This window comes from Variovorax xiamenensis, from assembly GCF_050916385.1.
Classification (GTDB): Bacteria; Pseudomonadota; Gammaproteobacteria; order Burkholderiales; family Burkholderiaceae_C; genus Variovorax.
The window spans coordinates 3,622,786-3,641,300 of record NZ_CP139038.1; the positions used below are offsets into that span (position 1 = coordinate 3,622,786).

General features: G+C 66.6%; 21 protein-coding genes. 15 read left to right on the forward strand and 6 right to left on the reverse strand.

What is annotated here, in order from left to right:
• Positions 1 to 26: 26 nt before the first annotated feature.
• Positions 27 to 719, reverse strand: coding sequence for a hypothetical protein (locus SFB74_RS16530; RefSeq protein WP_432725258.1), 693 nt, complete (start codon positions 717 to 719; stop codon positions 27 to 29).
• 621 nt (positions 720 to 1,340) lie between these two features.
• Here SFB74_RS16530 and SFB74_RS16535 point away from each other — a divergent pair.
• The 15 genes from SFB74_RS16535 (at position 1,341) to SFB74_RS16605 (ending at position 12,594) form a co-directional block, all read left to right on the forward strand.
• Positions 1,341 to 1,487, forward strand: a complete 147-nt coding sequence (locus tag SFB74_RS16535; protein WP_432725259.1) for a hypothetical protein — start codon at positions 1,341 to 1,343, stop codon at positions 1,485 to 1,487.
• Between the two features lie 16 nt (positions 1,488 to 1,503).
• Complete coding sequence (locus SFB74_RS16540; protein ID WP_432725260.1) at positions 1,504 to 2,088, forward strand: A24 family peptidase; 585 nt, start codon at positions 1,504 to 1,506, stop codon at positions 2,086 to 2,088.
• A 64-nt stretch (positions 2,089 to 2,152) separates the two neighbouring features.
• Positions 2,153 to 2,995, forward strand: coding sequence for a Flp pilus assembly protein CpaB (gene cpaB, locus SFB74_RS16545; RefSeq protein WP_432725261.1), 843 nt, complete (start codon positions 2,153 to 2,155; stop codon positions 2,993 to 2,995).
• A gap of 98 nt (positions 2,996 to 3,093) precedes the next feature.
• Positions 3,094 to 4,593 carry a type II and III secretion system protein family protein gene (locus SFB74_RS16550; RefSeq protein ID WP_432731944.1) on the forward strand — a complete coding sequence of 500 codons (1,500 nt, stop codon included), beginning with the start codon at positions 3,094 to 3,096 and terminating at the stop codon, positions 4,591 to 4,593.
• An 11-nt stretch (positions 4,594 to 4,604) separates the two neighbouring features.
• On the forward strand, positions 4,605 to 4,904 hold the full coding sequence (locus SFB74_RS16555; RefSeq protein ID WP_432725262.1) for a hypothetical protein: 300 nt from the start codon (positions 4,605 to 4,607) through the stop codon (positions 4,902 to 4,904).
• 142 nt (positions 4,905 to 5,046) lie between these two features.
• A complete protein-coding gene (locus SFB74_RS16560; protein WP_432725263.1) occupies positions 5,047 to 5,256 on the forward strand; it encodes a Flp family type IVb pilin in 210 nt (69 codons plus the stop codon).
• Between the two features lie 88 nt (positions 5,257 to 5,344).
• A complete protein-coding gene (locus SFB74_RS16565) occupies positions 5,345 to 5,524 on the forward strand; it encodes a Flp family type IVb pilin (RefSeq protein ID WP_432725264.1) in 180 nt (59 codons plus the stop codon).
• Positions 5,525 to 5,611: 87 nt separating this feature from the next.
• Complete coding sequence (locus SFB74_RS16570; protein WP_432725265.1) at positions 5,612 to 5,788, forward strand: Flp family type IVb pilin; 177 nt, start codon at positions 5,612 to 5,614, stop codon at positions 5,786 to 5,788.
• A gap of 83 nt (positions 5,789 to 5,871) precedes the next feature.
• The gene (locus SFB74_RS16575) at positions 5,872 to 7,104 is read left to right on the forward strand and encodes a pilus assembly protein TadG-related protein (protein ID WP_432725266.1); all 1,233 of its coding nucleotides are present in this window, start codon (positions 5,872 to 5,874) and stop codon (positions 7,102 to 7,104) included.
• 19 nt (positions 7,105 to 7,123) lie between these two features.
• The gene (locus SFB74_RS16580; RefSeq protein ID WP_432725267.1) at positions 7,124 to 7,585 is read left to right on the forward strand and encodes a TadE/TadG family type IV pilus assembly protein; all 462 of its coding nucleotides are present in this window, start codon (positions 7,124 to 7,126) and stop codon (positions 7,583 to 7,585) included.
• Positions 7,582 to 8,022 carry a TadE family protein gene (locus SFB74_RS16585; RefSeq protein WP_432725268.1) on the forward strand — a complete coding sequence of 147 codons (441 nt, stop codon included), beginning with the start codon at positions 7,582 to 7,584 and terminating at the stop codon, positions 8,020 to 8,022. Before SFB74_RS16580 ends, SFB74_RS16585 begins: the two co-directional genes overlap by 4 nt.
• A 40-nt stretch (positions 8,023 to 8,062) precedes the next feature.
• A complete protein-coding gene (locus tag SFB74_RS16590) occupies positions 8,063 to 9,214 on the forward strand; it encodes an AAA family ATPase (protein ID WP_432725270.1) in 1,152 nt (383 codons plus the stop codon).
• A gap of 60 nt (positions 9,215 to 9,274) precedes the next feature.
• Complete coding sequence (locus tag SFB74_RS16595; RefSeq protein ID WP_432725271.1) at positions 9,275 to 10,645, forward strand: CpaF family protein; 1,371 nt, start codon at positions 9,275 to 9,277, stop codon at positions 10,643 to 10,645.
• 29 nt (positions 10,646 to 10,674) lie between these two features.
• Entirely contained in the window at positions 10,675 to 11,667 is a 993-nt protein-coding gene (locus SFB74_RS16600) for a type II secretion system F family protein (protein ID WP_432725273.1), read from the forward strand.
• Between the two features lie 12 nt (positions 11,668 to 11,679).
• The gene (locus tag SFB74_RS16605; RefSeq protein ID WP_432725274.1) at positions 11,680 to 12,594 is read left to right on the forward strand and encodes a type II secretion system F family protein; all 915 of its coding nucleotides are present in this window, start codon (positions 11,680 to 11,682) and stop codon (positions 12,592 to 12,594) included.
• 74 nt (positions 12,595 to 12,668) lie between these two features.
• Here SFB74_RS16605 and SFB74_RS16610 read toward each other — a convergent pair whose 3' ends face one another.
• From SFB74_RS16610 to SFB74_RS16630, 5 genes are all read right to left on the reverse strand, one after another.
• Positions 12,669 to 13,355 (reverse strand): response regulator, encoded by a 687-nt coding sequence (locus SFB74_RS16610; RefSeq protein WP_432725275.1) that lies wholly within the window; start codon positions 13,353 to 13,355, stop codon positions 12,669 to 12,671.
• A gap of 79 nt (positions 13,356 to 13,434) precedes the next feature.
• Positions 13,435 to 15,120 carry a sensor histidine kinase gene (locus SFB74_RS16615; protein ID WP_432725276.1) on the reverse strand — a complete coding sequence of 562 codons (1,686 nt, stop codon included), beginning with the start codon at positions 15,118 to 15,120 and terminating at the stop codon, positions 13,435 to 13,437.
• A 329-nt stretch (positions 15,121 to 15,449) separates the two neighbouring features.
• A complete protein-coding gene (locus SFB74_RS16620) occupies positions 15,450 to 15,929 on the reverse strand; it encodes a hypothetical protein (RefSeq protein ID WP_432725277.1) in 480 nt (159 codons plus the stop codon).
• 268 nt (positions 15,930 to 16,197) lie between these two features.
• Positions 16,198 to 17,658, reverse strand: coding sequence for a DUF5666 domain-containing protein (locus SFB74_RS16625; protein WP_432725279.1), 1,461 nt, complete (start codon positions 17,656 to 17,658; stop codon positions 16,198 to 16,200).
• Positions 17,655 to 18,500 (reverse strand): DUF6502 family protein, encoded by an 846-nt coding sequence (locus tag SFB74_RS16630; RefSeq protein ID WP_432725280.1) that lies wholly within the window; start codon positions 18,498 to 18,500, stop codon positions 17,655 to 17,657. Before SFB74_RS16630 ends, SFB74_RS16625 begins: the two co-directional genes overlap by 4 nt.
• Positions 18,501 to 18,515 lie beyond the last annotated feature (15 nt).

An 18,515-nucleotide genomic window follows, 5' to 3' on the forward strand; every position in this document is an offset into this window, starting at 1 on the left:
GTTTCAGCAACCGGTTGGCGCGAGGTTCAGGGAGCCGATGCGGTCGAGCTCGCCCCGGCCGTGCCGCTGGTGCCGCCACCGTTGGTGAATCCGCCTGCATTGCCCCATGCGAAGTTGGTGACGCCGAAGGAGCCGCCGGTGGAGCCTGCATTGGCCGAGGTGCTCGTGCCGTTGATGGGCCCGTTGATCGCGCCGGACGAGGCGTTGTAGCCGGAGGTCGTGGTCGAGGTGCGGGTCACCAGGGCGATGCCGCCGCCGGGGCCCGCGGCCGTGGCTGCCGTGTTGTTCGTGGTGGACGCGGCGGTACCGCCGGCGCTGCCGCTCACGTGCGTCGAGCCGCCAGCCGAATAGTTGGCGCTGCCTGCCGAGGTCGCATTGGCGGAAGCGTTGGCGCCACCGACGGCCGCGCCGTTGCCGGTTGTCACGGCCATGCTGGTCACGCGGCCGGTGCTCGTTGCCGAGCCGCCAGCCGATGCGCCGCCCACCGCGAAGCCCGGCACGGCGAATGCGCTGCCCGAAGCGTTGGCGTTGGCTGCCGAGCTCGACGTGGCCGAGTTGTAGCTCAGCGCGCTGCCCGTGCCGGAGCTGGCGGCGGTCGATCCGGCGGAGCTGGAGGAACCGGTCGTGGTGGATGTTGCGGCGACCGCGGTGCTGCCTACCGTTGCCGAAGCGACGCTGCCGACCAGGACCACGGCGATGGCGATGAGAGTCTTCTTCATGATGCTTCCTCGAGTGATGTGGAACAAACCCGATCGCCGGACCACCCGGCCATCAGCTGACGGTCTGTGACGCGGAATGAAGGGGCTGCGTGACGACCGGAGTGCAGTTTCTGCGTCGGGGAAGCATCGAAAAATGCCTTGTGCAAGGTACTGCGAGGCTATGGCGAAAGGCATGGCCGGCAGCTTCTCGGGCATGACGGAAAAAGGCGTCGGCCACACGGTGGAAGCAAGCGGAATCGCGGTCTGCGGAAGGCCTGTCAGGCTGCTCGAAACCAGATGCAACCGAGGTAATCGAATCTGCGCGGCACGCCGGCGCACGATCGCGCCCACGCTCGGAAAAGCCGCCGCACCGCGCGCCGCCGCAGTCGTGCCGGGCGGGGGTAGGGCATCGATCACCTGTCCGTTCGGCCGTCTGTCCGATGTCACGCCACGCCCAGGGCGCTTTGTCCTGCCCGCCGGCCCGTGCGCCCGGGGGATTTGACTCCCCAACAAAAGGGCGCCGCGCTCATGTGCGGAAACGGGCCGATTCCTACAGTCATCCCCAAGGCCAAACGCCGAAGCCGGAGCCCGAGCCGGGCAAGAGGCGGCCAGGGCCCGTCACGACAACCACAGGGGATACGCATGGAACTGCTCGTAGTGCTGCCGACGACCTTCATGAACCTGCTGCGCGAAGACGCCGGCATGTCGTTCATGGAGTTCGCGCTCATCGGATCGCTGGTGATGGTCGTGTGCCTGCTCCTGCTGCTAGCCATCCGGCGCAGTGCCTGAACCCGTGGAGACCGTCATGCAGGAACTCGACGCCGTTCTCGAACTGCTGGCCATGCTGGCCACCGACGTGCGCATGCTCGCGCTCCTGGCGCTGCTTGTCGTGGCGGCCGTGAGCGACTGGCGCTCCTACCGCATTCCCAACTGGCTGACCTTCGGCGGCGCGCTCTTCGCGCTGGTCTACGGCACGCTGGCCGCGCGCACGCCGGTTGCGGGAGCCGCCAGCGCATTCGGCGGGCTGGGCGTCGGCTTCGCCGCGATGGTGCCGTTCTACGTGATCGGAATCATGGGCGCCGGCGACGTGAAGCTGATGGCCATGGCCGGCGCCTTCATCGGGCCGGAGCAGACGCTGATGGCGGTGCTCTTCACCTTCATTGCCGGCGGCGTGGCGGCCATGGCCTTCGCCATCCACCGCCGCCGCGTCAGCCACATGCTGGCCAACGTCAAGGACGCCGCCCAGGGCGTGATGTTCTCGGGCATCGCAGGCATTCGCCCTTCGGGACGCATAGACGCGAGCCTGTCGATCGGAAAGCTGCCCTACGGCATCTGCATCGCGGCGGGCACGGCGATCGAGGTGCTCGCACACCAGCTGGGCTACGTCTAGGCCCTTCGACATCTCTTCGTTTCACTCCACCACTTTTTCCATTTCATCTGCGACGGAGGTTCACATGAAGAACATCAAGGCGATCGGGCTGATCCTTCTGGCCCTGCTGACCGGGCTGGCGGCCGCCGTCTACGCGGCGGGGTGGATCTCCAAACAGGGCGGCATCGCGTCCAACAAGGTCGTGGTGGCGGCGGTCGACATCGAGCTGGGCAGCCGCGTCAACCCGCAGATGCTCACCACGGTCGACTGGCCCAGCGGCTCGGTGCCGAGCGGCTCGTTCAGCGACATCAAGGCGCTGGACGACCGCGTGGTGAAGGTCGGCGTGCTGCGCGGCGAGGCGATCATGGAAGGCAAGCTGGCGCCGGTGGGCACGCAGGGCGGGCTCTCGGCGGTGATCGCGAGCGGCAAGCGGGCCATGACGGTGCGCGTCAACGACGTGGTGGGCGTGGCGGGCTTCGCGCTGCCGGGCAACTACGTCGACGTGATGGTCAACGCCCAGCAGGACAAGGGCCGCGGCGAAGAGGCGCTGCAGATCAGCAAGACCGTGCTCGAGAAGGTGCTGGTGCTTGCCGTGGCGCAGGAAGCCAACCGCGACGACACCAAGCCGAAGGTCGTGAGCGCCGTGACGCTCGAGCTCTCGCTCGAGGACTCCGAGAAGCTCGACCTGGCCCGCAGCGTGGGCACCCTGTCCCTGGTGCTTCGCAACCAGATGGACAAGACCACGGTGGCCACAGACGGCATCACCAAGGGCCAGCTCTTCGGCGCGAAGGAACTCGTGCAGGTCGCCACAGCGCCTGCCCCGGCACCGGCCCGTCCGCGTGCCCATCGCCCGGGCCCTGCCGCGACGCCTGCTTCCCAGTGCGTGGAAATCATCCAGCACGCGGGCAGCTCGCTGACCTGTTTCTGAACCAGTTCGACATTCGACAGGAGGAACACCAAGTGCGCCATATCCCCACAACACTCGCCAGCCTGCTGGCGGCCTTCGCGACATTGGCGGCCCCCGCCATGGGCGCCGAGGTCGCGGCAACCGCCTCGGCCGCGGGCGCCATGCCCGCAGCATCCACCGCCGCCACGACGCAAGCCGCGGCGGCAGGCAGCAGCAGTGCAGCAGCCGCTGCCGGCGGCAGCCGGCGCTGCACAGCCATCATTCCCGACGACCAGCCGACCCAGGCCGTGCTGGGCAAGTCGGTGGTCATTCCTCTGAAGGCGCGCGTCGTGCGCATCGTGGTCAGCGGCCAGCCGCCGAGCAGGGCGCCCGTGCCGGCAGCCGCGGCCGCCGCCGTGCCCGCGGGCATGCAGCCCGCGGCGGCACCGGCCGCCAATGCGAACGCCGGCGACGGCATCGCGGACGTCGACGTGACGCTGCTGAGCCCGACCGACCTGTTCTTCCGGGGCCGCCAGGCGGGCTCGATGAACGTGGTGCTGCAAAGCGCCGACGGCACCTGCTACATCAAGGACGTGGTCGTCACCATCGACCCGATGGCCCTGCAGTCCAAGCTGGCAGAGCTGATGCCGGAAGAGCGCCGCATCCAGGTGCGAAGCGCCGAGAAATCCATCGTGCTCACCGGCGAGATCAGCGACGCCCTCAAGCTCGACGACGTGATGAGCCTGGCCTCGGCCTACGGCGCGGACGGCAAGAAGGTCGTGAACCTGCTGCGCGTGGCGACGCCGCAGCAGGTGATGCTCGAAGTGAAGATCGCCGAGGTCAGCAAGACGCTGCTCGACCGGCTGGGCGCGGGCATCAACATTTCGCGCACGAGCAGCGGCGGGTTGAACACCTCCTCGCTGGTCTCGAATTTCCTGAGCGGCGGCGGCGGCCTGGTGCAGGCGCTGCGCATCGGCCGCGGCACGCTGACCATCGATGGCCAGAAGGACGACGGGCTCGTGCGCATCCTCGCGGAGCCCAACATCATGGCCATCAGCGGCCAGCAGGCCAGCTTCCTGTCGGGCGGCAAGATCTTCATTCCGGTGGCGCAGAACGCCGCCGGCGGCGGTGGAACGAACATCACGCTGGAAGAGAAGGAGTTCGGCATCGGGGTCAAGTTCACCCCCACCGTGCTCAACGGCAGCCGGGTCAACCTGAAGATGGTGTCCGAGGTGTCCGACCTGTCGCAGACCGGCTCGCCGTTCACGACGGTCGGGGGCGTCACCGCCGTGCTGCCGTCGCTCACGGTGCGGCGCGCCGACACCACCGTGCAGCTCAACGACGGACAGAGCTTCGTCATCGCCGGCCTCATCAAGGCCAACGTGACGGAATCGATCAAGCGCTTTCCGGGGCTGGGCGAGGTGCCGGTGATGGGCGCGCTCTTCCGCAGCACCGAGTTCCAGAACGAGCAGACCGAGCTGATGTTCGTCATCACGCCGCGCCTGGTGAAGCCGCTTGCCGAATCGCCGCGGGTGCCGACTGACAACCACGTCGTTCCCAGCCGCGCCGAGGTCTATCTCAACGGAGCCCTCGAGAGCTCCACCCCGGCCCCGGCCGCCCCCGCCAGCGAAACCAAGTGAGGAGCACCGCCATGTTCATCATCAGAACGACCACCGTCGCGCTCGTGTGCCTCCTGGGTGCCAGCTGCTCGCACGTGACGCCCAACTACGACGCGCGCTTCGGCGACGCGGTGCGCGACGCCAAAAGGAAGATGACGATCAACCCCGACGCGGGCAAGAGCGACGACCCCGCCGCCGGCATGGACGGTCGCGCCGCGCGCGAGGCGATGAACCAGTACCACGAGTCGTACAAGACGCCGCCACCGGCGGTCAACGTCATCAACATCGGCGGCGGTATCGGTAGCCAGAGCGCCGGCGGCTCCGGAAAGTGACAACCCGCGTCTCGCGGATTCGTTCCACACCAGTCTTCACATGGAAAGGAGACCGCCACGAATCGCACTGAACCTTCTTCTTTACCCCCTCCCATTTTTCAAATCTGATTTCCGACTGTTCAAACCTTGAAAGGAAAGAACCATGAAAAACTTTCTCCAGACCATCGGTCAATCGACACGCAACCTCATGCGCGACGATGAAGGCGCCCAGGTCGTCGAGTACGCACTGATCATCGCGGTCGTCTCGATCGCACTGGTCGTTGCCCTGAAGGGACTCACTGCCAACGGCGGCGGCTTCTCGACCTTCATCACCCACGTGAGCAACTGTCTCACCGGGACGTCCTGCCCGTAAGGCAGCTCGGTAGCGGGGCGGTCAAGTGCGGTTGCAATCCGATGTCCGCTTCCGCTGTGAACTTCAACAAGGAAGCAAGGTATTCACCATGTTCAAGTCATTCCTGCAGGACGAAAGCGGCGCTCAAGTGGTGGAGTACGCATTGATCATCGCTGTCGTCTCCATCGCGCTGATCGTTGCGTTGAAGGTGCTCACCGACAACGGTGGCAGCTTCTCGACCTTCATCACTCATGTGAGCAACTGTCTCACCGGGACGTCCTGCCCGTAAGCAGATCGAGACGGGATGGGCCGGATTGCTCCACGGCACCGGCCCGCCGTGTCCGAAGTCCACCTACACGAAAGCGAGGTTCTCATCATGTTCAAGTCATTCCTGAGGGACGATCGCGGTGCTCAGGTGGTCGAGTACGCGCTGATCATCGCCGTCATCTCGATCGTGCTGGTGATCGCGCTGCAGCCGCTGGCGAACAACGGCAGCATCGACGCGTTGATCACCCGCGTCACCAACTGCCTCGGCGGCTCGGGCTGCTCCTGAGCCTGCTGCGCCAGACGCCATCACACTGCATGAGGCCGAACATGCAAGTCCGCCGCACTCAACATCATCGCCAGCGTGGAGCGATGATCCTTACCGCTTCGCTGCTCCTTCTGTTCCTGCTGGGCTTCATGGGCATCGCGCTCGACTTCGGCCATCTGTTCGTGGTCAAGACCGAACTGCAGACCGCCGTGGACAGCTGCGCGCTGGCGGCGGCACGCGAACTCGACAAACAGGGCTCCGCCATCACGCGAGCCAGGAGTGCCGGCCAGACTGCCGGCAACGCGAACCGGGTCAACATGCAGTCGTCCACCTGGAGCGGGCAGGGCCAGATTGTCGCTGCCGATATCACGTTCCGCGATGCGTCGTATGCGTCGACGGTCGATCCCGCCGTGGCGGTGTACGCACAGTGCGCGCACACCCAGCCCAACATCAAGATGTGGCTATTGCAGGCCATGGGGGCCTTCTCGGGCGACACCGCCGGCAATCCGTCCACGCGCAGCGTCGCCGCGAGCGCGGTCGCCACTCGTGCCAGTGCGCAGAGCGCATGTCCCATTCCCGTTGCGGCAAAGCCCAAGGCCGGCGGCACGGCGCCGAACTACGGTTTCGCCGTCGGCGAATGGGTGACACTCATCATGGCGCAGAACGCGGCCACGGGCGGGCAGATCGGCTGGGCCAATCTCGACGGCAGCAACAGCGCGTCCGAAACCGAGGCCGAGCTCAACGGCCGATGCGGCGCCAAGGTGGGCGACACGATCGGCACCCCGGGCGTACAGACATCCGTGGCTGACGTGTGGAACCAGCGCTTCGGCATCTACAAGAACAGCGGCGACCCGAGCACCGGGCGGCCTGACTACACAGGCTACGCCTACACCTCTCTCAACTGGCCCGCCCAGTTCAACGCCTACACCGGAGCGCCCGGCGCCGGAGCACCCGCGAGTGCCCAGAACTTCGTGACCAAGCGCGCGGCCTTTGCGTCGTGCGACGACACCGGCACCAAGCTCACCGGCGCGAACAGCTGCGAATCGATCACCGGACTGTCGCTCAACAGCTTCAAGAAGGTGGCCGCGCCAGGCAACGTTGCCGGAGGTCACATGCAATACGGCATGGACCGCCGCTTCGTCACCGTGCCGGTCGTCGATGGCGGAAACCGCGTGATCGACTACCTCTGCATGCTGATGCTGCAGCCGCTGAGCATTCCGATGACGAACACGCAGCTGGAATTCCTCGGCAATGCCGGTGCCGCCGGCAGCCCGTGCACCACCAGCGGGCTGGCGGGTGGAACGGCGGGCCCGCTGGTTCCGGTTCTCGTGAGGTAAGGGGAAAGGAGCGCGCGCCATGAAGCAGCAATCTCGTCGCATTCAGCAAGGTGTGGCATTGGTGGAACTGGCACTGATCATTCCTTTCTTGCTGGTGCTGACCTTCATCACCACCGAGTTCGGCCGCGCGATGTACGAGTACAACGCGGTGGTCAAGTCGACCCGCGATGCGGTGCGCTATCTGTCGGTGCAGACGCCGGGTACGAACATCACGCAGGCTCGCAACCTGGTTGTATACGGCAACACCGCCGGCACCGGCTCGCCGCTGGCGCGCGGGCTGAGCCTGTCGAACGTGCCGGCCGGCACCTGCTGCACATGGCAGTCGGCGGGCGCGAACCCGATCATCACCACGGTCACCGTGCGCGTCACCGGCTACTCCTTCCATTCGATGTTTCCTTCGGTGATGGGCGTGGCCTTCGCCAATGCCAACGGCAACATCGCCTTCAGCGACATCACGGCCAGCATGAGGGCGCCATCATGAAAAGCAGCAATGCGCATCGCAATGGTGGCGCGACCACGGTCGAGTTCGCGCTGGGGCTGATCATCTTCCTGATGTTCACGCTGGGCATCGTGGACTTCGCACGCATGCTCTTCACCTGGAACGCGGCCCAGGAGGCCACGCGCGCCGGAGCCAGGTACGCGGTGGTGTGCGACGACACGAACCAGCAGGCACTGGTGCTCGCGCGCATGAAGGCGCTGCTGCCGCAGATCAGCACCGTGTCGGTGGCGTGGTCGCCTTCGGGCTGCACGGCCGCGACCTGCCAGGGTGTGACGGTGAGCATCACCGGGCTGAACTACCAGTGGATCTCGCCCATCGCGGGCGCAACCGCGCCGCTGATTGCTATGCCGGGCTTTTCCACCTACCTGCCGCGCGAGGTCATGCGCAAGGACCCGAACAGCGCGGCGATCTGTTCCTAGCCATCCAGCCATCCAGCCATCCAACGCAACGGGCACGACCATGAAGATCTCCATCATTTCCCCCAATGCCAACCACCTGCAGGACATGCGCAAGGTGCTGGAGGCGCGCTCGCACACCGTGTCGCTGTTCGAAGGCGGCAAGAGCCGGATGCAGTGGGTCGTCGACAAGGCGGCGCCGGATCTGCTGCTGGTCGACGGCATGTGCTGCGACCCGCAGGAGCTCAGCCTGGTCGAGAAGCTCACGCTGCAGCATCCGTCGATCGCGGTGGTGCTGCTTTGTGCGATGCAGACACCGGAGTTCCTGATCCACGCGATGCGCGCCGGCGTGCGCGAGGTGCTGCCGTCGCCCGCCGACACGGCCGCGCTGGAAGCCGCCGTCGAGCGCATCGCGCACAAGATGGCCGGCACGCAGGCGCGTGCGCCGGGGCAGGTCGTGGCCTTCATGCCCTGCAAGGGCGGCAGCGGATCGACCTTCCTGGCGACCAACATCGCGCACCAGCTCTCGAAGGAGCGTTCGGTGCTGCTGGTCGACCTGAACCTGCAGTTCGGCGATGCGCTGTCGTACGTGAGCGACCTGCGGCCCACATCGACGATGGCGGACGTGGCCCGCGACATCGGCCGGCTCGACGCCTCGCTGCTCGGCGCCAGCGTGGTGAAGGTGTCGCCGACATTCAGCATCCTTCCGGCGCCCGAGGACATTTCCCGCGCGATGGACGTGAAGGCCGAGCACATCGACGCGATCCTGCACGTCGCGCTGGGCATGTACGACTTCGTGCTCTTCGACCTCGGGACGCGCATCGACACGCTCGCGATCCGCGTGCTGGACCGCGCCGACCGCATCTTTCCGGTGCTGCAGCCCAGCCTGCCGCACATCCGCAACGTGACACGGCTCATGCATGTCTTCAAGTCGCTGGGCTACCAGCCCGGCAAGGTCGAGCTGCTGGTCAACCGCAGCGTGGGCGGCGGGGAGATCGGGCTTTCGGACATGCGCCGCTCGCTGGTGGGCGCGACGCTCACGATCGTGCCCGACGGCGGCAAGGACGTGGATGCGTCCATCAACCGGGGCGTGCCGCTGGCGGAGATGTCGCGCAACGGCGCGCTCGCGAAGAAGCTGGCCGACATCGCGCACACGCTCAGCCCGCGGCAGGAGACGGAGCCAGGCTTCATCGGGCGGCTCTTCCGCCGCGCCTGAAGAGGCACTGGACGGGCACCGGACAGGCAGTCATTTCATTCAACAGCAAGGCAGGTCCCCATGTCATTCAGAGAACAGCTCAACGCCGTCGAAACCGATGCCGCCGCGCGACCCGTGGGGCAGGCCGCCGAGCAGGCCGTGTCGCCCTTCGCCTCGGATGCCTACAAGTTGCTGAAGGAGCGCATGCACCTGAAGCTGCTCGAGCGCTTCGATCTCGCGGCGCTCGAAACCCTGAAGCCCGACGTGCTGCGCCAGGAAATCTCGACCATGACCACGCGGCTGCTGCAGGAGGAGCCCGAGGCGCTCAACGACATCGAGCGGCGCACGCTCATCCGCGACATCCAGCACGAAATGCTCGGCTTCGGGCCCATCGAGCTGCTGATGGCTGACCCGTCGGTCTCGGACATCCTGGTGAACTCGCACGAGAGGATCTACGTGGAGCGCCGGGGCCGGCTGGAGCTGACCAACGTCAGCTTCACCGACGAGAAGCACCTGCTGCGCATCATCGACAAGATCGTCTCGCTGGTGGGTCGGCGCATCGACGAGTCGAGCCCGATGGTCGACGCGCGGCTGCCCGACGGCTCGCGCGTCAACGCGGTCATCGCGCCGGTGGCGCTGGACGGGCCGATGATGTCGATCCGGCGTTTCGCGAAGATTCCGCTGCGCATGGAGAACCTGGTGAACGAGCTCAAGACGCTGACGCCGCAGATGGCGCAGATGCTCGAGGGCCTGGCCCAGGCGAAGGTCAACATGCTCATCTCGGGCGGCACGGGCGCCGGCAAGACCACGCTGCTCAACATCCTCTCGGGGTTCATTCCGCCGAGCGAACGCATCATCACCATCGAGGACGCGGCCGAGCTGCAGCTGCAGCAGCCGCACGTGGCGCGCATGGAGACGCGGCCGATGAACATCGAGGGCAAGGGCGAGATCACGCAGCGCGCGCTGGTGCGCAACGCGCTGCGGATGCGGCCCGACCGCATCGTGATCGGCGAGGTGCGCGGCGCCGAGGCGGTCGACATGCTGCAGGCCATGAACACCGGCCACGAAGGCTCGCTTACCACCATCCACGCCAACACGCCGCGCGATGCGCTGGCGCGGCTGGAGAACATGATCGGCATGGCCAACCTGAACCTGCCGCACCGCACGGTGCGACAGCAGATCGCGTCGGCCATCACCGTGATCGTGCAGGTGCTGCGGCTGGTGGACGGAAGGCGCAAGGTCACCAGCATCCAGGAGATCACCGGCATGGAAGGCGAGGTGGTCACCATGCAGGAAATCTTCAACTTCCACCAGACCGGCATGGGCCCTGACGGCCAGGTGCGCGGGCATTTCCATGCGACGGGCGTCAGGCCGAAGTTCGCGGAGCGGCTGCATGCCTACGGCGTGGACCTGCCCGACACGATCTTCGACCCGACCAAGAATTACGAATGACCTGACCAGGCAAGGAACAGGAGGCCGCCATGCTCAACAACCTGGGGGGCAACACCCTCATCACCGTCACCGTGCTGGTGTTCGTGACCGTGCTGCTCATGCTCGAAGGGCTCTACATGCTGTGGCGCTCCTACAAGGGGCCCGAGGCACGCAAGATCGAGAAGAGGCTGCAGGCGTTTTCGGCCGCGGTCGACCGCACGCCGCAGGCCCACCTGGCCAAGGAGCGCATGCTCAGCGAGGTGCCCTGGATGCAGCGCCTGCTGCTGACACTGCCGCGGGCGCACCGGCTGGACCGCTTCATCCTCCAGGCCGGTCTGGACTGGACGGTTTCCAGCTTCCTGCTGATTTCCTGCGTTCTGGGCGTGCTCGGCTTCTTCGCCGTGACGCTGGCGGCACAGCAGTCGCTGCTGCCGGCGCTCGTCGTCGGCGCGTGTGTGGCGATGCTGCCGATGCTTTACCTGCAAAGCCAGCGCAGCCGCCGGCTGACCAGAATGGAAAAGCAGCTCCCCGAGGCGCTGGACCTGGTGACGCGTGCGCTGCGTGCCGGGCATTCCTTCGCCAGCGGCGTGCAGATGATCGGGGACGAAATGGCGGAACCGATCGCCGGCGAGTTCCGCATGGTCGCCGACGAGGTGAATTTCGGCGTCTCGCTGCAGCAGGCCCTGACCAATCTCAGCGAGCGCGTGCCGCTGACGGACCTGCGCTACTTCGTGGTGTCGGTGCTGATCCAGCGCGATTCGGGCGGCAACCTGACGGAGGTGCTGGGCAACCTCAGCCGGCTGATCCGCGAGCGCCTCAAGCTGCTCGCTCGGGTGCGGGTGTTGTCCTCGGAAGGGCGACTGTCGGCCTGGATCCTCGGGCTGATGCCGTTCGCGCTGGCGGCGCTCATGAACGTCTTCAACCCGGAATTCATGTCGCCGCTCTGGACCGACCCGATCGGGCAGATGGTGCTCAAGTACATGCTGGTGCTGATGCTCGTGGGCATCGTGCTGCTGTGGAAGATCGTGAAGATCCGCGTCTGAAGGAGAAGAGCCATGACCATGCTGTTTCCCATCCTCGTTTTCGTGGCTGTGTCGCTGGCAATCCTCGGAATGGCCGTCTGGCTGTCCCCGACCCGCACCGAGCAGCGCCTGCAGGCGGTAGCAATGCCGGCGGGCAAGTCGGCCTGGACCGAGAAGGCCGTCAAGATCGTCGGGCCATTCGCGCAGCTTTCGTCGCCCACCAACGATGCCGAGCTGTCGCCGCTGCGCGTGCGCTTCCTGAACGCAGGCATCCGCCATCCGGACGCCTACCTCGTGTACTTCGGCATGAAGACGCTGCTGCCGTTGGGCCTTGCCGCGCTGACGTACGTCGGACTCAGGGCGACGGGCGCGGCCGAAGACAGCACGGTGATGCTGCTGTGGCTCGCCGTGGCGGCACTGGCCGGCTGCTACCTGCCCAACCTGGTGCTGCGCCTGATGATCCGCTCGCGCCGTCGGGAGATCTTCGAGAACTTTCCGGACGCCGCCGACCTGATGCTCGTCTGCGTGGAAGCCGGGCTCGGGCTGGATGCCGGGCTGGTCAAGGTCACTGAGGAAATCCAGGTCAAGAGCGCCGCGCTGGCGCAGGAGCTGCACTGGACCAACCTGGAGATGCGCGCCGGCGCCACGCGCGAGAAGTCGCTGCGCAACCTGGCGCTGCGCACGGGCGTGGAGGAGATCGGCACCTTCGCGACCATGTTGACCCAGGCGGACCGCTTCGGCACCAGCATCGGCGAATCGCTGCGGGTGTTCTCCGAGGACCTGCGCCACAAGCGCCACGTGCGCGCCGAGGAGCTGGCGGCCAAGGTGCCCACCAAGATGCTGCTGCCGCTGGTGCTGTGCATCTTCCCGTGCATTTCACTGGTGATCCTGACGCCGGCGGCTATCCGCATCATCCGGATGATCATGCCGATGCTCAACGGGACCTGAGCGCTTTCGCCAGCTGATTAAAAAGCCCTGTGCGCCGTCTCCGGCGCACAGGGCTTTTGGCTTTCCTCTTTTCTTCAGTGTGCGGCAGCGTCGAGCTGGTGCTTCACCGCATAGATGTACAGCTCGAGGCGGTTGCCCACGCCGAGCTTCTGGTAGATCGACGTGAGGTGGTTGCGCAGCGTGTGCTCGGTGACGAAGAGCTTCGCGGCCAGCGCCTTGTTCGATGCGCCGCTGCCGGTTACCACGGTGTGGATGATCTCGCGCTCCTTGTGCGTCAGGCTGGACTGCCTGACGACTTCCGGATCGATCTTCGGCTGCTTCTTCACGGCCGTCAGCTCGTAGAAGACGCGGCCGATGGATTGCGCGTCGATGCAGAGCTCGCCGTTGTGGACGCGCTCGATGGCATCGATCACCTGCTGCGCGGGTGCGTCCTTGCGCATCACGCCGCGTGCGCCCTGCAGCACGGCGAGGTCGAGCGTGCGCTGTTCGCGTTCACCCGTGAGCACCATGACGCGCGACACCTCGTTGGACACCAGCCTGGGCAGGATGTCGAGGGCGCTGTGGCCGTCGAGGTCCAGGTCGAGCACGATGACGTCGGGCGCGAGGCTTTCCGAGGTCGCCACGGCGTCTTCGCAGCAGCAGGCCGTGCCGACCACCTTCATGCGCGGATGCTCCCCGTCGATCAGCCTGGACAGGCCCCAGAGCATGGTCTGGTGATCGTCCACGAGCAGGACGCCGATGGGGTGGGTGGCTGGTTGCATGGTTGGCTCCTTGACTTGGCTTGGGCTTGTGTTTCTTTCGTGCAGTGCTTGCTGCCTGGGGTGTTGTCGTCGTTCTTTCTCAGATCGGGATTTCCACCAGCACGGCGGTGCCGCCGCTCTCGCACTGGCGGACCTGCGCGCGCCCGCCGAGGGCCGCGGCGCGTTCGGTGATGGAGTGGGGCCGAAAGCGTGTGAAGCTGTCTTCGCAGGCCTCGTTCTCGATGCGCACGTGCAGCCGGCCGTTCCTGCAGGCCAGGCGCACGCTGCCGCGGCGCGCCTGGGTGTGCTTGCAGATGTTGTTGAGGCCTTCGCCCACGAGCTGCAGCACTTCGGCACTCATCCGGTCGTCCAGGTGCAGCGGGCCGTCGACGGCGACGGCGATGTCGATGCCGTAGAGGCCCTTGATGCGCGCGGCCTGGCGATGCAGCTGCGGCAGCACGAGGCCGTCGGAGCTGTTGGTGCCTTGCCTGACTTCGCCGGCAAAGCGGCGCAGGTCGGCGATGACGCCGTCGGCCATGCCCGCGAGCTTCTCGAGGTCTTCGCTCAGCGGGTTGTCGGCGGTGGCCTTCTTGCGCAGCGCGCACAGGCCCATGCGCAGGCCGATGTACGGCTGCACGGCCGTGTCGTGCAGGTCGAGCGCGAACTTCAGGCGCTCCGCCGTGGCGGCCTCGGAGGCCATGCGGTCGAGCACCTCGATGGTTTCGATGATCGGGAAGATCTGTTCCATGAGGTGCGTGAGGAAGAGGGCGTCCGACTTGTTGAAGAGCCCGTCGCGCGACGACACGAAGACGCGGCCTTCGCCCAGCCGCATCGGCAGCGGGGCGCTGATGAAGGCGCGCGCCTCCAGCATCGCCGTGAGGGCTTCGCAGCGCTGGGCGCCTTCCTCGTCCTCGATGCGCCATCCGCGCGCGCCGGCTTCGAAGACGTGGCTCTGGGCGTACAGCCGGTTCAGGGGCCAGGGCAGGCGGTTGCACAGCACTGTGTGGTCCGCCGGCAGCGCCATGAGCGGGGATTCGGCGATGCGGCCGATGGTCTCGACGCTGACGTGCTCGCAGGCGTCGTTCTTGCGCAGCGTGCGCAGGATCCAGTTGCCGGTGGAGGTGTCGCGCGTCAGCAGGATGCAGTGGCTGGCCCGGAAGAAGGCCAGCGTTCTTTCCATCGTGCGGGCGATGGTGCGGCCGGCGCCGAAGCGCGGATTCGACAGCTGGCTGACGTCGCCCAGCAGGGCGAGGCGGCGCTGCAGGCCCAGCTTGGAGCCGCCCCAGTGCACGATCATGTGCCCGAGCGCCAGCAGGAAGGTGCTGCGCATCAGCAGCTGGGGTGCGTCGTAGCCGGTGCGCGTGGCGAGGCCGCAGGCAGCGAAGGAGGCGACCGACGCGACCGTCACGCGCGCGCCTTCCTCGAAGCCCCAGCGGAAGGCCGAGGTGAGGATCGCGAAGAAGTAGAAGAGGAAGAAAAGGCTCTGTACGCCGTCGGTCACGAAGAGGATGAGCGTGAACCACAGCACGTCGGACCAGTGGATGACCTTGCCCTTGAAATACGGGCTGCCCATTCGCGTGCATGCGTACACCAGCAGGCTGTGCAGCACATAGCCGCAGAAGGCCAGCCAGACGGCGCCGTGGACGTGTTCGCGGTGGTCCCCTGCGTCAACGACGACCGCCAGCAGCGCCGATACCGAAAGCACCAGCCGCATGCGCGACACCATGAGCGCATCCGCGGCGACGCTGGTGTCGGCGTCGGGAGTGGCGGCGGTGTGGGCCAGCATGGAGAACAGTCCCGGGCGCGAGGTGCATCACGCGGCGCGGGCCGCGGGGCGGCTGCTGCGGGCGAAATCGAGCGGTGTCATTTTGGAATTCACTCCTCGCGCCTGAAAGGGATGTATGTGAAGGTTTCACATTACTACTTTGGTAGTCAAAATCAATGAGGCCGCAGGCGTATCGCAAGTTTGTGACCTTTGTTTCATTTAGTTGCATTTGTGTCCGCCGGGGGTGTTTTCAACTGGCTGTCGAGGAGGGCTGACCAGTGCGGCGGTGGAGGGCCCGCCAGTTGCGGGTACCCGTTCAGTGCAAAACGGCGGAACCTCGTTCCAGGATTTCAGGCCCGGCGCTCGACCAGCGCGGTACGCCCCAGCGGGGTGACCCGAAGGACGACCGCCTGCCTGAATTTCTGCGGGTTCTGCCTGGCCCGGCAGGGCGAGGGCAGGGTGGCTTCCACCATGCCCGCCGCGTTCAGCACCGCGACGGAGTTGATCTCCTCCGGGTCGTCGATGCGCAGCGGGAAGACCGAGTGTCCGATCTTGCGCAGGTAGTCCAGGGGCATGACGGGCCACTTCTGGTCCTCGAGCGCGATCGCGGCGCCACCGTCTCGCAGGCTGGCGATTTCCGCGTGTCCTTCTTCCGTGATCGCGAACACCACCGCGCTCTCGTACTGCTGATAGCCGAAGTGGTCAAGGTGGAACTCGGCCTCGACCAGTCCCGTGGCCATCAGGACCGAGGCGTGCCTGATGTCCGGTTCAGCCGTGAGCGTGACCGGAAGCTTCTCGTGCAGAAGCCGGAGGAGGAGAGTGAGCGGCATACATGCTCCCGTCTGCACCGTTGGTGCACATCGAGCATTGGGAAAGAACTGCGGGCGGGTGCCCGCATCGCAGCGCCCATCCCGGATGCCGCCCCCGGACGTGTAACAGCGTTACCGCGGGCGGAACGCCGCGGAAACACGATTTCCGTTCGTCAAGAGGTTGCTGTGGCATAGGAGCTTTAAATGTGACTTTTTCACACTAGTCATTTAGTTGTACTCCTGCCACTTGACCTTGTCGAGAAGTTATTTCGTGAAAAATTTCTCGTTTTCAGGGCGAAAACGTGACGTGCTGCGCGATCAGCACGCCGTCGACCACCCGGTCGCCCACGACCGTGACTTTCTGGCCGTTGCGCAGGTCGGAAATGGTCCCGTTCTCGAAGACGGCTCCGCTGGCGTCCACGGGCTGGCCGCGCACCCTGAAGCTGGCGGGAGGATTGAACCCGCCGATGGCGCCGATCACGGTGAAGGAGGCCGGCCCGCCCGTACCCGGCACATTGCGGACGCGCAGCTTCTTCACCACCAGCACGCCGCCCGACATGAACCCGTCGACCTCGACCTTCACGCCGTTGCCGAGCGAGCCCGCGGGCCCGCCGTTGATCTGCGCGTTGGTCGCGTCGACCGGCGTGCCCAGCACCTTGAACGAGCCGCGCGAGACGAAGTCGGTGATGACGCCAGCCAGCTGGACCGCGACGCCGTCGTTCGTCGGAATGGCGTACCAGCCCTGGACCTTGGTGGCCGCGAGCACGCCGCCGACCGGCGCCGCGGTGCCCCGGGCCCGCACGACGATGCCATTGGCGAGCGACGACGCGTCCAGCCCCGTGAAGGCCGCCGCGCTGTAGTCGACCGTCAGCTGGCCCAGCGTGAAGCTCTTGCGCGCCTTGTCGAGGTTCTGCACCGCGCCCGTGGCCAGCGGATCGGTCAGGGAAGGCGCGATCTGGATGCGCGTCGCGCGCAGCGTGCCTGGCGCGCCGGGCAGGCCCCAGACCTGGATGACGTTGCCTGCCTTGACGTCCGAAAGGCCGTTGGCATCGGCCCAGACGGTGGCCGAATCGACGCTGACGCCGATGCCCATCACGACGAAGGTGCCGCCAGGAACATCGACGTTCGACGCCGCACCCCTCAACTCGGCCGCAGACACGACCTGGTTGGCGATGCCGCTGCTGAAGTTGGCGTCGACCTTGCCGGCCACGCGCGCGCTCATGCCGATCTGCAGCTCCGTCGCGTCTTCGATCGTGAAGGTGGCGCTGTCGGTGTCGTAGCGCAGCCCGTTGAGGATGATGCTGCCCAGGCCGTCCGCCGCGCCGATGCCGGCCGCGTCCGCGGTCACGCCGGTGCCGCCGGAACCCACGCCGGAGCCGTCGGTGTTGCTGTTGCCGGCGGTGCTCGTGCCTCCACCGGTGTCGCCGCTCGTGCCGCCCGCGCTGCCTGTACCGCCCGTGCCACCAGTGCCAGAGCTTGTGCCTGTGCCGCTGCCCGCATCCCCGGTAGTGCCGGTTCCCGATCCTCCGGTGCCCGTATTCCCCGAGCCTGTTCCAGTACCGGTTCCCGTGCCGGTGGAGTCGCCTCCCGTGCCTGCCGCCGTCGACGTGCCGCCCGTGCCCAGCCCGAGGCCCGAAATCGAACCGCTGCCACCACCACCTCCGCCCCCGCCGCACGACAGCAGCAGGGCCATGAAGCTGGCGGACATGAGGCCGAGCAGGAGTCGGCGAGGCGTCTTCATCGTGCTCATGGCTTGGGCTCGCTTTCTGAAGGAGGCGGCGCTGGCGCCCGCTCGGCCCGTTCGTCTTCGTAGTACGTGTAGATGCCGACCCGGATGCGTGCCTTCGCACCGGCGGGGGCCTCCTCGACCGCCCGCGACATCTCCTGCGCCAGTTCGTGATGCAGCACCGTCCAGCGCTCGCGCACGAGCCGCTGGATCTGCTCGCATTCCGCAAGCGTGAGCCCGCGCGCGTACACCGCGCGCTCGAGCATCCTGGGCTCCTCGCCCAGCGTGTTGGCGACGGCCGACAGCAGATGGTCCCGCCCGTTGTCGCCCAGGAAGGCCAGCATCGACTGCAGGTCTTCCACCGGTACGAAACCATCCGTCGTGAGTTCGACCACGCCCTTGTCCTCGTCCTCGCTCACCATGTTCAGCCGCACCAGCTCGTCGAGGATGGTGCGGTGATGCACGTTGCCGCGGCTGCTCATGCGCGCGACGGCCTCGAAGGAGGGGGCGTCGTGGCCCGCGGTGATGGGAAGGCGCCGGTAGGCGTCATCCTGCGTCAGCATCTGCAGCCACAACGTGAATGTCTTGGCCGCTGCCGACAGTTCGGTGTGGGGCAGGGGATCGGTAGTTGCCCTGACCTTGGCCGTCACCGCCTTGCGATTGAGGCCGGTCGTCACCGAAAGCTGGCTCAGGTTGGGGTTCGGCACGCCCTGCTTGCGCCAGCTGCGCTGGGCTTCCTCGATCAGCAGGTCGCGAAGCAGTTCTTCGAGGTGCGGATGCTTGACCCCCATGGCGAGCGCAAGCCTGACCACCGGCCGGAGAATCCGGGCGCAGGCAGCAAGGGTCCAGTCCAGCCGGTGTTCCATGAAGTCGATCGGTAT

Bases quoted from the DNA above. Each gene is read 5' to 3' on its own strand.
- SFB74_RS16560 (WP_432725263.1), top strand. From the start codon at position 5,047: ATGAAAAACTTTCTCCAGACCATCGGTCAATCGACACGCAACCTCATG.
- SFB74_RS16625 (WP_432725279.1), bottom strand. From the start codon at position 17,658: ATGAGCACGATGAAGACGCCTCGCCGACTCCTGCTCGGCCTCATGTCC.
- SFB74_RS16565 (WP_432725264.1), top strand. From the start codon at position 5,345: ATGTTCAAGTCATTCCTGCAGGACGAAAGCGGCGCTCAAGTGGTGGAG.
- SFB74_RS16585 (WP_432725268.1), top strand. From the start codon at position 7,582: ATGAAAAGCAGCAATGCGCATCGCAATGGTGGCGCGACCACGGTCGAG.
- SFB74_RS16600 (WP_432725273.1), top strand. From the start codon at position 10,675: ATGCTCAACAACCTGGGGGGCAACACCCTCATCACCGTCACCGTGCTG.
- SFB74_RS16605 (WP_432725274.1), top strand. From the start codon at position 11,680: ATGACCATGCTGTTTCCCATCCTCGTTTTCGTGGCTGTGTCGCTGGCA.
- SFB74_RS16595 (WP_432725271.1), top strand. From the start codon at position 9,275: ATGTCATTCAGAGAACAGCTCAACGCCGTCGAAACCGATGCCGCCGCG.
- SFB74_RS16540 (WP_432725260.1), top strand. From the start codon at position 1,504: ATGCAGGAACTCGACGCCGTTCTCGAACTGCTGGCCATGCTGGCCACC.
- SFB74_RS16630 (WP_432725280.1), bottom strand. From the start codon at position 18,500: ATGGAACACCGGCTGGACTGGACCCTTGCTGCCTGCGCCCGGATTCTC.
- SFB74_RS16580 (WP_432725267.1), top strand. From the start codon at position 7,124: ATGAAGCAGCAATCTCGTCGCATTCAGCAAGGTGTGGCATTGGTGGAA.
- SFB74_RS16530 (WP_432725258.1), bottom strand. From the start codon at position 719: ATGAAGAAGACTCTCATCGCCATCGCCGTGGTCCTGGTCGGCAGCGTC.
- SFB74_RS16550 (WP_432731944.1), top strand. From the start codon at position 3,094: ATGGGCGCCGAGGTCGCGGCAACCGCCTCGGCCGCGGGCGCCATGCCC.
- SFB74_RS16570 (WP_432725265.1), top strand. From the start codon at position 5,612: ATGTTCAAGTCATTCCTGAGGGACGATCGCGGTGCTCAGGTGGTCGAG.
- cpaB (WP_432725261.1), top strand. From the start codon at position 2,153: ATGAAGAACATCAAGGCGATCGGGCTGATCCTTCTGGCCCTGCTGACC.
- SFB74_RS16590 (WP_432725270.1), top strand. From the start codon at position 8,063: ATGAAGATCTCCATCATTTCCCCCAATGCCAACCACCTGCAGGACATG.
- SFB74_RS16610 (WP_432725275.1), bottom strand. From the start codon at position 13,355: ATGCAACCAGCCACCCACCCCATCGGCGTCCTGCTCGTGGACGATCAC.
- SFB74_RS16555 (WP_432725262.1), top strand. From the start codon at position 4,605: ATGTTCATCATCAGAACGACCACCGTCGCGCTCGTGTGCCTCCTGGGT.
- SFB74_RS16620 (WP_432725277.1), bottom strand. From the start codon at position 15,929: ATGCCGCTCACTCTCCTCCTCCGGCTTCTGCACGAGAAGCTTCCGGTC.
- SFB74_RS16575 (WP_432725266.1), top strand. From the start codon at position 5,872: ATGATCCTTACCGCTTCGCTGCTCCTTCTGTTCCTGCTGGGCTTCATG.
- SFB74_RS16535 (WP_432725259.1), top strand. From the start codon at position 1,341: ATGGAACTGCTCGTAGTGCTGCCGACGACCTTCATGAACCTGCTGCGC.
- SFB74_RS16615 (WP_432725276.1), bottom strand. From the start codon at position 15,120: ATGCTGGCCCACACCGCCGCCACTCCCGACGCCGACACCAGCGTCGCC.